At 64.0% G+C, this 13275-nt stretch carries 14 protein-coding genes and 1 riboswitch; all 14 genes read right to left on the bottom strand.

The window, feature by feature from the left end; translation table 11 throughout:
- Positions 1-3 precede the first annotated feature (3 nt).
- A complete protein-coding gene (locus tag OX460_RS25545; RefSeq protein ID WP_289900356.1) occupies positions 4-1458 on the bottom strand; it encodes a cobyric acid synthase in 1455 nt (484 codons plus the stop codon).
- Complete coding sequence (locus OX460_RS25540) at positions 1455-2276, bottom strand: ABC transporter substrate-binding protein (RefSeq protein ID WP_289900355.1); 822 nt, start codon at positions 2274-2276, stop codon at positions 1455-1457. The genes OX460_RS25545 and OX460_RS25540 overlap by 4 nt, the downstream gene beginning before the upstream one ends.
- Positions 2273-3184: a cobalamin-binding protein gene (locus OX460_RS25535; protein ID WP_289900354.1), complete on the bottom strand. Its 912-nt coding sequence runs from the start codon at positions 3182-3184 to the stop codon at positions 2273-2275. The genes OX460_RS25540 and OX460_RS25535 overlap by 4 nt, the downstream gene beginning before the upstream one ends.
- Positions 3181-4167 (bottom strand): threonine-phosphate decarboxylase CobD, encoded by a 987-nt coding sequence (gene cobD, locus OX460_RS25530; RefSeq protein ID WP_289900353.1) that lies wholly within the window; start codon positions 4165-4167, stop codon positions 3181-3183. The genes OX460_RS25535 and cobD overlap by 4 nt, the downstream gene beginning before the upstream one ends.
- Positions 4160-5113 carry an adenosylcobinamide-phosphate synthase CbiB gene (cbiB, locus tag OX460_RS25525; RefSeq protein WP_289900352.1) on the bottom strand — a complete coding sequence of 318 codons (954 nt, stop codon included), beginning with the start codon at positions 5111-5113 and terminating at the stop codon, positions 4160-4162. Before cbiB ends, cobD begins: the two co-directional genes overlap by 8 nt.
- Positions 5107-5673, bottom strand: coding sequence for a bifunctional adenosylcobinamide kinase/adenosylcobinamide-phosphate guanylyltransferase (cobU, locus tag OX460_RS25520; protein WP_251351097.1), 567 nt, complete (start codon positions 5671-5673; stop codon positions 5107-5109). Before cobU ends, cbiB begins: the two co-directional genes overlap by 7 nt.
- Positions 5674-5680: 7 nt before the next feature.
- A complete protein-coding gene (gene cobO, locus OX460_RS25515) occupies positions 5681-6313 on the bottom strand; it encodes a cob(I)yrinic acid a,c-diamide adenosyltransferase (RefSeq protein ID WP_251351098.1) in 633 nt (210 codons plus the stop codon).
- A gap of 1 nt (position 6314) precedes the next feature.
- Positions 6315-7082: an ABC transporter ATP-binding protein gene (locus OX460_RS25510; RefSeq protein ID WP_251351099.1), complete on the bottom strand. Its 768-nt coding sequence runs from the start codon at positions 7080-7082 to the stop codon at positions 6315-6317.
- Positions 7079-8104 (bottom strand): iron ABC transporter permease, encoded by a 1026-nt coding sequence (locus OX460_RS25505; protein WP_289900351.1) that lies wholly within the window; start codon positions 8102-8104, stop codon positions 7079-7081. Before OX460_RS25505 ends, OX460_RS25510 begins: the two co-directional genes overlap by 4 nt.
- A gap of 88 nt (positions 8105-8192) precedes the next feature.
- Complete coding sequence (locus OX460_RS25500) at positions 8193-10196, bottom strand: TonB-dependent receptor (RefSeq protein ID WP_354669845.1); 2004 nt, start codon at positions 10194-10196, stop codon at positions 8193-8195.
- A riboswitch (cobalamin riboswitch) is annotated at positions 10186-10428 on the bottom strand. (Overlaps the previous gene by 11 nt.)
- Positions 10429-10472: 44 nt before the next feature.
- Positions 10473-11027 carry a histidine phosphatase family protein gene (locus tag OX460_RS25495; protein ID WP_251351102.1) on the bottom strand — a complete coding sequence of 185 codons (555 nt, stop codon included), beginning with the start codon at positions 11025-11027 and terminating at the stop codon, positions 10473-10475.
- 5 nt (positions 11028-11032) lie between these two features.
- The gene (locus OX460_RS25490; protein WP_289900350.1) at positions 11033-11839 is read right to left on the bottom strand and encodes an adenosylcobinamide-GDP ribazoletransferase; all 807 of its coding nucleotides are present in this window, start codon (positions 11837-11839) and stop codon (positions 11033-11035) included.
- 4 nt (positions 11840-11843) lie between these two features.
- Positions 11844-12884 carry a nicotinate-nucleotide--dimethylbenzimidazole phosphoribosyltransferase gene (gene cobT / locus OX460_RS25485; RefSeq protein ID WP_289900349.1) on the bottom strand — a complete coding sequence of 347 codons (1041 nt, stop codon included), beginning with the start codon at positions 12882-12884 and terminating at the stop codon, positions 11844-11846.
- Positions 12885-13091: 207 nt separating this feature from the next.
- Positions 13092-13275, bottom strand: a 184-nt coding sequence (locus tag OX460_RS25480) for a hypothetical protein (protein ID WP_289900348.1), incomplete at its 5' end; no start/stop codon positions are given.

Below are 13275 nucleotides of genomic sequence, written 5' to 3'. Positions count from 1 at the left end.
CGGCTAGCGTTTGATGCGGTCCAGGGCCGCCAGCAGCGGGATGGCCGCATCGGCGATGCGCTCCAGGCTGGCCTCGCGCAGGGCGGCGGTATCCACCACGTGGCCGGAGTCCAGCCCCGCCCAGCGCAGCAGCGCCGCACACGCGGCGGGCGTGTCGAACATGCCGTGCAAATAGCTGCCGAGGATTTGTCCGTCCTGCGATACGGCTCCTTCCGGACGGCCGTCGATGACAAAAGCCGGCTGCGCCAGCGCGGCGCCATGCGAGACGCCCATGTGGATTTCATAGCCTGCCACGGGCGCCTCGGCCGCGCCGGCAAACGCGCAGCGGCCGCGCACCTGTTCCAGCCGCTTGTCGCGCGTCAGCTCCGTCGCCATGTCGAGCAAACCCAGTCCCGCCGACTCTCCCGCCGCGCCTTCCACGCCCAGCGGATCGCACACGCTTTGCCCCAGCATCTGGAAGCCGCCGCAGATTCCGAGCACCTTGCCGCCGTAGCGCAGGTGTTTCGCCAGGTAGGCGGGCCAGCCTTGCTGCTGCAGCCACGCCAGGTCGCTGCGCGTGTTCTTGCTGCCGGGGAGGATCACCAGGTCGGCCGCTGGAATCGGCTGCCCCTGTTTGATGAATTGCAGGTCGATATCGGGATGGGCGCGCAGCGCGTCGACATCCGTGTGGTTGCTGATGCGCGGCAGTTGCGGCACCACCACCTTGAAGGCGCCGCGTTCGGCCTGCATCGCTTCGACGGCGTCCTCCGCGTCGAGGAACAGGCCTTGCAGGTAGGGCAGCACGGCCAGCACGGGTTTGCCCGTCTGCTGTTCCAGCCACTCGATGCCGGGTTGTAGCAGCGAGATATCGCCGCGGAAGCGGTTGATGACGAAGCCAAGGATGCGCGCCCGTTCGCTGTCGGACAAACAGGCCAGGGTGCCGATGATGTGGGCGAAGACACCGCCACGGTCGATGTCGGCCACCAGGATCACGGGACAGTCGACGGCTTCGGCAAAGCCCATGTTGGCGATGTCGCGCGCGCGCAAATTGACTTCGGCGGGGCTGCCCGCGCCTTCGACGACGACGGCGTCGTACTGCTGGCGCAAGCGCGCGTACGATTCCAGCACGGCGCCCATGGCGATGGTTTTATATTGCTGGTAGTCGCGCGCATCCATCTCGGCGCGCGCTTTGCCGTGGATGATCACTTGCGCGCCCGTGTTCGACGACGGTTTCAGCAGCACCGGATTCATGTCCGTGTGCGGCGCGATGCCGCAGGCCAGCGCCTGCAGGGCTTGCGCGCGGCCGATCTCGCCGCCGTCGCTCGTCACCGCGCTATTCAAGGCCATGTTTTGCGGCTTGAACGGCGCCACCGTCACGCCACGGCGTTTCAAGAGGCGGCACAGGGCTGCGACGACGGTGCTTTTGCCCGCGTCCGACGTCGTGCCTTGCACCATCAAGGCGGGGAAGGGACTCTTCATGCCTGCCGCTCTTTCTGATTCTCCTGCCACTGCGCGATGATGTCGCTGATCTGGCGCAAGCCTTGCGTGATGGCGGCCGGACCGGGCGAAAGAATGTCGGGCGACTTGATCTCGAACAGCATGTCATTGCGTATGGCGGGAATCGCATCCCAGCCCGGACGTGCCGTCAGCTGCGCCGGCTGGAACTTCTTGCCGCACCAGGTGGCGATGATGATGTCGGGCGCGCGCCGCACCACCTCTTGCGGATCGGCGATGATGCGCTCTTTCGCGCCCGGCTGCGCGGACAATTCCGGGAAGGCGTCCGTGCCGCCGGCGATGCCGATCAATTCCGCCGCCCAGCCGATGCCGCTCATCAGCGGATCGTTCCACTCTTCAAAGTAAATCACGGGCTTGCGCGTCCAGGCTGCGGCCCGAGCCCGGGCGGCGGCGATGTCGACGCGCAGGCTGGCGATCAGTTCACGTCCCGCTTCCTCGCGCTGCACCAGTGCGGCCAGCACGCCGATCATGCGCAGGATGCCTTCCACCGTGCGCTGGTTGAACTGGTGCACTTCGATGCCAGCCTTGACGAGGTCGCGGCAGATATCGGCCTGCATGTCACAAAAACCGATCACGAGATCGGGCTGGACGGCCAGGATGCGCTCCAGGCTGGAAGAGGAAAAACCGCTGATCTTGGTCTTTTCCTCGCGCGCGCGGGGCGGACGCACGGTAAAGCCGGAAATGCCCGCGATGACGTCTTCGGCGCCCAGCGCATACAGCGTCTCCACGGCTTCCGTCGACAGGCAGGCGATGCGCTGGTAGTGACTCGCTGCGTGACTCATGGAGCGGCCTTGGCGGCGGGCGTGTTGCGGCGCTGGCGGGCCACTTCCAGTTGTTCGCACATGGCGGCCGTGCCCTCGATCATGCGCGGGCCGGCGCGGTTCAGCAGGTCGCCGTTCAGGCGGAACAGGTTATTCTTGCGCACGGCCGTCATCGACGGGAAGGCGCGCCACATGGCCAGGCCGCCTTCGCTGCGCGGATCGCTTTTTTCGCTGGTGCCGAAGATGACTTCCGGGTCTTCCTGCAGCACGCCTTCCGGCGTGACGACGGGCGCCACCACCTTCATCGCGGCAAAGACATTTTGCGCGCCGCACACGCGCATGGAATCGCTGATGATGCTCGCGCCGCTCAAGGTATATAAAGGTTTGTCCCACACCTGGTAAAACACGCGCACGGGCGGGCGCTGCGCATATTGCGCCGTCAGGCTGGCCAGTTTGGCGCGCAGCTGGGCCGCCGCCGGTTTGGCGGTTTTTTCCGTTCCCATCAGCTGCCCCAGGCGCTCCATGCTGTCGGGGATGTCGGCCAGCTTGCGCGGTTCGCTGTGATAGATGGGCACCTTCAGCTGGCGCAGCATGGCGATCTGGCGCTCGGCGCTGCCATGCATCCACACGACGATCAGGTCCGGCTTCAGGGCGATGATGCGTTCCATGTCGTACTGGCGGTTGTCGCCCACTTGCGTGATCTTCTTTGCAGCTTCCGGGTAGTCGCTGTAGCTGACGACACCGGCGATCCTGTCGCCGCCACCGGCCGCGAACAGCAGTTCCGTCACATGCGGCGCCAGCGCCAGAATGCGCCGCGCCGGTTTTTCCACGGTGACGGCATTGCCGTCGTCGTCGCGCACGGTGATGGCGGCCTGCGCCTGCAGCGAGACCAGTCCGGCCAGCAGCAGTGCTGTTTTCAAGTGGTTCATATGTGTTTCCATGTGGTGAGGGCCTGCTGCAGGCGCAGCCAGGCGTGTTCGTCGGGGGGCAGGCCCAGGCGGATGCCGTGGGCGGCGTGGCGGAACAGGCGCACCCAGATGCCCGATTCCGCCATGTGGCGCCAGAACGCTTCGGCGCGCTCTTCCGGCCACCACTGGAACAGCGCCGTGCCGCTGCTGGAGATGCCGTGCGCTGCCAATAGCTGGCGCAGGCGGGCGCCTTCGCCGCGCAGGCGCTCGCGCATCGCCACCTGCCAATGCGTGTCGGCGAGGGCGGCCAGCGCCACGTGCTGCGCCGGGCCGCTGACGGCCCATGGCCCCAGCAGGTCGGCCAGCTGCGCAAGCAAGGCTGAATGGGCTGCGACAAAGCCCAGGCGCAGTCCCGCCAGACCAAAGAATTTGCCGACGGAGCGCAGCACGATGAGTCCCGGCCGGGCAGAGTGGGACCCCAGGCTGGCGCACGATTCCGTATCGCCAAACGCTTCATCGACCACCAGCCAGCCGCTGCGCGCGGTCAGTTTGTCCGCCCACTCCAGCAGCAGCTCGGGCGCGATGCGCTCGCCCGTGGGATTGTTCGGATTACAGACGACCAGCACGTCGCAATGGTCGACGGCATCGGCAAGCTGCGCATACGGCACTTGCTGCAACTGGTGGCCGTGCTGGCCCCAGTGGTGCGCATGTTCAGCATACGACGGCGCGGCCACCACCACGCGCGACGGCGCGCGCAGCCGGGGCAGGGCCTGGATGGCGGCTTGCGTGCCGGCCACGGGCAGCATGGCTGGCGCGTCGTAATACACGCAGGCGGCAACGGCCAGCGCGGGATCGGCTTCCGGCAGCCGGTGCCAGGCGTTGGCGTTCGGTGCTGGCGCTGGATACCAGTGCGGGTTGATGCCGGTCGACAGGTCGATCCAGTCTTCCAGTGGCCTGCCGTATTCGCGCACGGCGTCGCGCAGGTTGCCGCCATGTTCAAGCAAGGTGTTTTCCCTTCAGGTAGAACAGGCTTGCCAGCAGCGCCATCCAGATCAGCCACAGCACGGCCGTTTCAGCCACCAGGCGCCAGGCGCGGTCGATATCGCGCGCTTCGGCGGGACGGCCACTACCCAAAGGCGGGCGGCGTTCCAGTTCGCCGTCGTAGATGGCGTCGCCGCCGAGGGCCAGGCCCAGGGCGCCGGCGCCGCTGGCCATCACGGGGCCAGCGTTCGGGCTGCCCCAGTGGGGCGCCTGCGTGCGCCAGCAGTGCCAGGCCCGTTGTTTGTCGGCCATGCTCTTGCCCAGCAAGACGTACGACAGGGCCGTCAGGCGCGCCGGCAGATAATTCAACAGGTCGTCGATGCGCGCGGCGCAGCAGCCGAACCAGTCGTAGCGTGCATTGCGGTAGCCCCACATGGCGTCGAGGGTATTGGCCAGCCTGAAGAGCACGGCGCCGGGGCCGCCCGCCACGGCAAACCAGAACAGGGTGCCGAAGACGGCGTCGTTGCCGTTTTCCAGCAGAGATTCGGTGCTGGCCTTGGCCAGGCTGGCCGCGTCGGCATTGGCCGTGTCGCGGCTGACGATGCGCGCCGTCAGCAGGCGCGCGTTGTCCAGGTCATCGATGGCCAGGGCGTCGGCAATGGGCTGATTGTGGTCGCGCAGGCTGCGCAGGCCCAGACATAGGTACAGCAGGAAAACGTGGAGGGCGGCGCCCACCAGGCCGCACAGCCAGTAGGCGGCATAGCTGATGGGGAGCACGGCCAGCGACCACGCCAGCACGCCGCGCAGGAAGCGCCCACGGCCCCGGTTCAGCAGGCGCTCCAGCGCACTGGCGAGGCGGCCAAAGCCCACCAGCGGATGCCAGCGGCGCGTCTCGCCCAGCAGCAGGTCGAGCAGCACGCCGGCCGCCATCAAGGCGGCCAGCATGGGCAGCGACAAGCCGCTCAGCATGGGCCGCCTTTCAGGTACAGCGGCAGGCCGGCGGCCACAAAGACAGCCTTGTCGCACACGGCCGCCACGGCCTGATTCAAACGGCCCGCTTCATCGGTGAAGCAGCGCGAGATGGCGCCGTAGGGCACGATGCCCATGCCCACTTCGTTCGACACGAGAACGAGGTCGCAGCCGGTGTCTTCGATTTCGGCCAGCGCATACAGCAGGTGCGCGCGCTCGCTGTGGAACAGCTCGGGCAGGGCGATGTCGCCTACGTCCGGATAGGTCTCGCCGCTGGAAAACATCAGGTTGGTCAGCCACAGGGTCAGGCAGTCGACCAGCAGCAGCCGGCCTGGCAGTGCTTCCCGCAGGATGGCGTCGCCCAGGCGCAGTGGTTCTTCCAGGGTTACCCACTCGGCCGGGCGTTGCGCTCGGTGGTGCCTGACGCGCGTGGCCATTTCAGCATCGCCCGCCTGCGCGGTGGCGATGTAGATCACTTCCTTGCCGGACTCGCGGGCCAGCGTTTCCGCATGGGCGCTCTTGCCGGAACGGGCGCCGCCGAAGACCAGGGTGCGCGTCATGGCGCTGTTACCACTCGGTGCCGATTTGCGCGCCGATGCCGGCCGCATAGGCATGCTTGACGACGGCCATTTCCGTGACGGTGTCGGCGATGGCGATCAATTCGTCCGGCGCGCCACGGCCCGTGATGACCACGTGCTGCATGGCCGGGCGTTCCAGCAGGTCGGCGATGACCTTGTGCACGTCGAGGTAGTTGTATTTGAGGGCGATATTGAGTTCGTCGAACAGCACCAGGCCGTAGCTGGGGTCGGCCAGGAAGGTCTTCGCCTGTTCCCACGCCAGTTCGGCCTTTTCGATGTCGCGCTCGCGGTTTTGCGTTTCCCAGGTATAGCCTTCGCCCATCGCATGAAAACTGATTTCATCGGGGAAGCGGCGCAGGAATTTTTCTTCGCCCGTCGACATGGCGCCCTTGATGAACTGCACCACGCCCACTTTCATGCCGTGACCCATGGCGCGGATGGCCATGCCGAAGCCGCTCGAACTCTTGCCCTTGCCATTGCCCGTGTTGACGATGATGATGCCGATTTCCTTGTCGGCCTTGGCGATGGCCGCGTCGATGATGGCTTTTTTGCGTTCCATGCGCACGCGGTGGCGTTCGTTGATGGCGGCGGTGTCCGCGTCGATGTTTTTGTTGTCGCTCATGTCAGTCCTCTTTCGGTATGAATATCTTGCGTTTGCCGTGATCGATGATCTCGATCGGGTGGCCCAGGTAGTCGCCCAGGATGGATGCCCGCATTACCTCGGCCACCGGACCGGCCAGCCAGCCGCCGTCGCCCATCAGCAGTAGTGCATGGGTCGAGACGCGGTGCGCCAGGTTCAGGTCATGCCCCACCATCACCACGGTTTTATTCTGTTCGCGGCACAGCTTTGACAGCAGGCCCATGACGCTGACCTGGTGCGCCAGGTCCAGCGCATTGGCCGGTTCGTCCAGCAGAAGCAAGGGCGTGTCCTGCGCCAGCATGGCGGCGATGGCCACGCGCTGGCGTTCGCCGCCGGACAGGCTGCGCACGTCGCGCTCGGCCAGGTGCTCCACTTCCATCGATGCCAGCGCCGCCAAGGCGATGCGCTGGTCGTCGCTGCCTTCCCAGTAATGGTTGTCGTGATACGGGTGGCGCGCAGACAGCACGGTTTCGATGACGCGGTACGAGAACGCATCGTGCCGCGCCTGCGCCAGGAAGGCCCGTTCGCGTGCCAGTTCGTCGAGCGGCCAGTCGACCAGGGCGCGGCCCTGTATCGTCACGTGGCCCGCATCCGGTTCGCGCAAGCCGGCCAGGGTGCGCAGCAAGGTGCTCTTGCCCGCGCCATTGCGTCCGATCACGCTCCAGCATTCGCCATCCTTGATGTGCCAGATGAGGTTTTCCACGAGGGAGCGCGTGCCTGCCTTCAGGCCGAGTTGGTAGGTACGTATCATGTGCGTCGCAACCGGTGCAGCTGGTACAGGAAGACGGGCGCGCCTATCATGGCCGTGACCACGCCGACGGGCAGCTGTAACGGTGCCAGTACGGTGCGCGCAAGCGTGTCGGCCAGTACGAGGAAGGTGCCGCCGGCCAGCGCGGCAGCCGGTATCAACAGGCGATGGTCGGGGCCGCAGGCAAAGCGCAGCGCGTGCGGTACGATCAGGCCGACAAAGCCCACGCTGCCGGCGCTGGTGACGGCGCTGGCCGTGAGCAGGCCGGAACAGAAGAACAGGCCCTTGCGCAGGGCGCCCACGCGCACGCCCAGGGTGCTGGCCGCTTCCGCGTGCAGCGCCATGACGTTCAGCGAGCGCGCGCAGCGCAGTGCGAAGACCAGGGCACCGGCCAGGACCAGCCAAGGCATCAGCCGCGCGGGCGCGCCGGACAGGTCGCCGATCATCCAGAACACCATGCTGCGCAAGCGGCTTTCCGGGGCAATGGAGAGCATCAGGGTGACGATGGCCATGCAGGCCGAGGCCAGGATCACGCCCGTCAGCAGCAAGAGCGAGGCGCCGCCTTCGGCCGCCGTGCCGCCGCGCAGGTCGCGGCGCGCAAAAAAGTACAGCAGCATGGACACCCCGACGGCGCCGGCAAACGCAGCCGCGTCGACCACCCACAGCGCGCACATGAACAGCAGCGCGGCCAGCGCGCCAACGGAGGCGCCGGCGGAAATGCCCAGCACGTACGGATCGGCCAGGGGATTGCGCAGCAGCGCCTGCATCATCAAGCCGGCCAGCGACAGCGCCGCGCCGGTGACAAAGGCGGTCAGCGCGCGGCCCAGGCGCAGGTCGAGCAAGGTGGCGGCGAGGGTATCGGTCTTGCCCTGCACGACATGGAACAGGGCGGAAGGCAGGTCGGCGAGCGGGATCGCGATCGAACCGATCATGCCGGAGAAAATCAGGCTGGCAACCGCGCACACGATCAGCACCGTGAGGATCACGGTGGCGCGGTGGCGCATATTGCGGAAAAATGGGTGCATGTACTGCCTTAAAAACGGGGACTGCAGAACTGCATCTGCGGGCGATGGCGGCATGCCATCGCCCGCAGCTTACATCATTACAACATGGTTATTTCGAGCCGTAACGCAGGCCGACGAAGAAGTTGGAACCAGCGGTATTGTAGTCACGTGCCAGTTCATATTTCTTGTCAGTGATATTGTTCCAGCGCGCCAGGACCGACCAGTCCTGCGCTACCTGGTAGGTGGCAAACAGGTTTAGCAAGCCATAGCCGCCCAGTCGGGTCTTGTTGTCGATATCGTCATAGCGCTTGCCCGACAATTGCAGTTCGGCGCCGGTTTTCAGCTTGGCGATGCTGTAGTCGGCTGCAAAGTTGGCGTGCTTTTTCGAGCGGCGCACCAGCAGCTTGTCGGTGGTTTCATCACGCGGATCTTGCAGGTCGATATTGCCGCTGATGCCAAAGGCGCCGAACTGATGGCGGCCGGCCAAGGTGAGACCTTCCAGCAAGGCCTTGTTGACGTTATAGGCGCAGCCATAAGGATGGGTCGATGCTTCAACCGGGCATGTGTTTGCATAGATCAACAGATCGGTCACGCGGTTATGGTAATACACGGCACTCAACTGCGTCTTGCCATCATCGTAGCGCAGGCCCATTTCCGCATTGCGGCCCTTTTCAGGACGGTTGCTGGCAATGCCATAACCTGGGTAATACAGTTCATTGTAGGTCGGCTGGCGGAAGCTGGTGCCATAGCTGGCGGTAGCGCGCAAGGCATTGTTGATCTGGTAGCCGTAACCAAGGCTGCCGGTGGTGGTCGAACCACTTTCCGACATCTTGTCGCGGCGCAGGCTGGCGCTGAGCAGGTGCTGGTCGCGCTTCATGGTGTAGGAAGCTGCCAGCGACTTGGTGTCGCGGGCACGATTCAAGATCGGCTTGGCGCTGGAGACGACTTCTTCCTTGCGGTAGCTGGCCAGCAATTGCAGCGTGTCGACGCCGATGGCGATGTCATTTTGCCAGTCAAAAGTCGATTGCTTGGTTTCCAGAGAACTCTTGCCGGCCGCGCCCGCAGAGGTGTCCTCGTTGGCCTTGTCGCGTGCTTCGGCAACTTGTACCTTGCTGTGCCAGCCTGGAACGAATTCATTGTTCATGAATACGCCGATGTTTTCCAGTTTTTGATTGCTGCGCGTATCGTAGCCAGGCCCGCTGTCGTACTGTGCTTCAAGTTTGCTGTTCATGAACATCAGGCCCAGGTCGTGCCCCTTGGCCAACTGGAAGCCAAGCTGGCCCGTGACGCTTTTCTTGTCGTAGCCGTCTTTGTCGGCGTTGTAATAGGAATTACCTGGTTTGGTGGCCGAAAAGCCGTCACTTTTTTCCTTGCTGACGTTCAGCGAGTAGCTCAGGCTATTGTAGCCACCGGTTGCACCCGAAACGCTGGCGTCATATTGACGCGTGGCATCGCTGCCAAAGCCGACCGATGCGCCAACCACGGGTGTGCCGCTCCCCTTTTTGGTGAAAATCTGGATGACGCCGCCGATGGCGTCGGCACCGTACAGGGTGCTCAAAGGGCCGTAGACGATCTCGACACGGTCGATATTGGCCAGTGGAACCGGGCTCCAGGTGGCGGTTCCCAGTGTCGAGGAACCGATGCGGACGCCGTCCACCAGAACGATATTTTGGGTACTGTTCGCGCCACGGATGTATACAGACGACGCCGTGCCTGCGCCGCCATTGCGCGTCACTTCGATGCCGCGCTGTTTTTGCAGCAACTCGGTGACCGAGCCTGCGCCCGAACGGGCGATATCTTCGCTGGTGATGATTTTCGTATCGGCCAGCAATTCGCTGGCTTTTTGTGGAGTGCGGGTCGCGGTGACGATCACCGGATCGAATGTGTTTGACGTGGTCTGGGCGAAAGCGGCAGGCGCGGCAATGGCTAGCGCGAGCGACGTGAGGGCCGCGTGGCGGGAAACAGCATGGGTCATGATAATTTTCAGTAAGTAATATGCAACCAGCCGACGTCCCCGTAGGCCAGATTGAACAGAAGTGGGAACTGAAGATGACGATCGAAGACGGCCAGTCGGCCATTCGGATCGCGAACATCCCCGTTCGCACACTTCCACCTGTCCTGGCCGGTATCCGGGCTGGCAAGTACGGCTATCTCACCTTCCCATGCTCGATGATTGCAAGCACAGTGGTTGTCAGAGATAGCTTGTCGTCCGCTTCCGGCAGGGAGGGGCGACACTTGCTTACCGTTGCGGGGGCAGCACACGCTCGCCGCGATCGCGGCATCGTGTTTCCCGTTTAACTGCGCTCATGGACATGAACGCGGGCACCAAAACCCCGCCATTATACGTGCAGCAGGCATGGACTGACATGGTCGGCTGGACAATTCAATATCAGAAATCGACGACGACCGTCGCACCGTAGGCGATTTTATGGGCGGAATGGGCGGCCAGCAGGGCTGTTCCCTCCAATGGCAGCCGGGCTTGCAGTGCCGACAGCAGGCGGATGGTGCCCGCATGGCAGATGATGACGACCGTTTCGTGTTGTTCGCGCAACAGATCGCCTAGAAACGCGTCGACGCGGGCGGCCATCGCCAGCACGTTCTCGCCCCCGCCGGGGCGGTACCAGGCCAGGTCGGCTGCCCAGGCATCGATTTCCGCGCGCGCAATCGCGTGCCAGGGTTGCATTTCCCACGCGCCGAAATCCATCTCCGCCAGCCGCGCATCGAAGCACAGTGCGCTGGAAGGCAAGTCCTGCGCCAAGGCCGCCGCCAGGCCGGCGCAGCGGCGCAGCGGACTGGCATACAGCGGTACATGCGGCGGCAAGGTTACCTGCAAGCTGGCGCGCACCGTGGCCATTTCATGCGGTGCCACCGCCACGTCGCTGCGGCCATAGCAGGTACCGCTGGTCACCTGCGGCGCGGGGTGGCGAACGAGGATCAGGCGCATGTTTGTTAATAGAAGTGCACGGGGGGCTGAAAGCTGGAGAGGATGGCCAGATAGACCGCCACTTCCGCCACTTGCTGCACGGCGCCCAGGCAGTCACCCGTGTAGCCTTGCAGGCGGCGCAGGCATTTGCGGCCCAGCCAGAAAGCGGCAGCTGCCGCCACCACGACGGCAAAGACCAGCGTGGCCCAGTCGAATATCCCCAGAGCGCCGCACACGATGACGGGCAGCAGGCCGCAGACGGTGGCGATGATGAATTCACCCGTGCGCATTTCCTGCGCCATGGGCTTGGACTTGCCTTCGTCGCGCGCGTAATCCATGAACCGGATCAGCGAGACGGCGGCCAGGCGGGACAAAGGATGGGCGATGCACAGTGTCGCCACGACGATGTGTGGCGGCAACGAGGCCAGCGCCGTGCACTTGATGGCCAGCAGGCAGATGATGCCGATGGCGCCATACGCGCCAATGCGCGAGTCCTTCATGATTTCCAGCACACGCTCGCGCGTCAAGCCACCGCCAAAGCCGTCGCACATGTCGGCGAAACCATCTTCATGGAAGGCGCCCGTCAGGTAAATGCTGGCAGCGACGGCCAGCAGCACGGCCACCGCAGAAGGCAGCAGCCAGCTGGCCAGCAGATACACGGCGCCACTGATGGCGGCCACCACCAGACCCACCAGGGGAAAGTAGCGCGAGGCGTGCTGCAGCCAGGCCGGCTCGAATCCCACCCAGCGTGGGATCGGCAGGCGCGTGAAGAACTGCAGCGCGATGAAGAACAGACGGCACTGGTGGATTGCGGCGGAAACGGGATTGGCCATGGTCTTAGTCTGGCGTGGACTTTTCGCTGACCTGTGCCGAGGCGAAGGTCGCCATCTCGCGCATGAAGTTGACGGCCGCGTGCAGCAGCGGCAAGGCCAGCGCGGAACCCGTGCCTTCGCCGAGGCGCAAATCGAGGTGCAGCAGCGGACGCGCGCCAAGGCTGGCCAGCAGCTGGCGGTGACCGTTTTCATCAGAGCAGTGCGAAAACACGCAGTAATCGAGGATGGCTGGCTGCAGGCGCGCCGCCACCAGCAGTGCGCTGCTGACGATGAAGCCATCGATCAGCAGAATCATGCGCCGTTCGGCCGCTTTCAGCATGGCGCCGGCCATCATGGCGATTTCGAAGCCGCCGAAGGTGGCCAGCACGTCGAGCGGCTCATCGACTGCCGCATGATGGGCGACGGCCGCTTCGATCACCTGCTGTTTATGTCGTACGCCCTCTTTCGACAGGCCCGTGCCAGCGCCGACGCAATCGGCAACGGGCGTGCCGGTCAGCTTGTGCATCAGTGCTGCCGCGGCCGTGGTGTTGCCGATGCCCATTTCGCCAAAGCCCAGCACATTGCCGCCCAGGCTGGCGACCAGGTCCATTCCCGCCTGCATGGCGGCCAGACACTGCTCCCGGCTCATGGCGGGCTCTTTGGCAAAGTTGCGGGTGCCGGGACCTTGTTTGCGGTCAAGCAAGCCGTCGCGCGGGCCGAAATCGTGGTTTACGCCCGCGTCTACTATATATAAGGTGGAATCGTTCTGGCGGGCAAAGACATTGATGGCGGCGCCATTGCCCAGGAAGTTTTCCACCATCTGCCAGGTCACGCTTTGTGGATAGGCAGAAATGCCTTCGGCGACGACGCCATGGTCGGCCGCGAAAACGATGATGGCGGGCTGGTGTAGCGCCAGTTGCGTACTTTGCTGGATCAGGCCGATCTGGCGGGCCAGGGTTTCCAGCATGCCGAGGCTGCCCAATGGCTTGGTCTTGCTGTTGATGGCATGTTCGAGTGCGCTGGCCAGGGCGGGATTGGCGGTGGGGCTGATGTGTGGGATAGGCATGGGAATCTATGTGGATGAGGCAGGGTATGGTCGGCGCTACGATATCACACAGCAATATTTGCCAAACTGCAAAATAGCGCTTGCGGGGCGTGGACGGCTTTGCTATAGTTCGCCTCCCCAATGAGACGCAGTCAAATGCGGCAGTTGAGGATCACCGGAAACGGCGATAAGTAGTAAAGAAGGAGTTGACGGACGTAGCGAAATGCTTCATACTCTTCCTTCTTCGCAGCTGACAAACACAACGCTTTGTCGATAGCGCGAAAGCAGTACCGAATACAGTTCTTTAACAATTAACAGTCGATAAGTGTGGGCATTTGATGTAAGTGCAGCAGCGATCTTCGGATTGCTGTAATACTTAAAATATATCAAATGTTCACAAGAAATAATGAAA

Origin of the sequence: Janthinobacterium sp. SUN033 (assembly GCF_030397595.1) — a bacterium.
Taxonomy (GTDB): Bacteria; Pseudomonadota; Gammaproteobacteria; order Burkholderiales; family Burkholderiaceae_D; genus Janthinobacterium; species Janthinobacterium kumbetense.
Note: the sequence above shows the minus strand (reverse complement) of the source record. Positions and strands in the feature narration are given on the sequence as shown.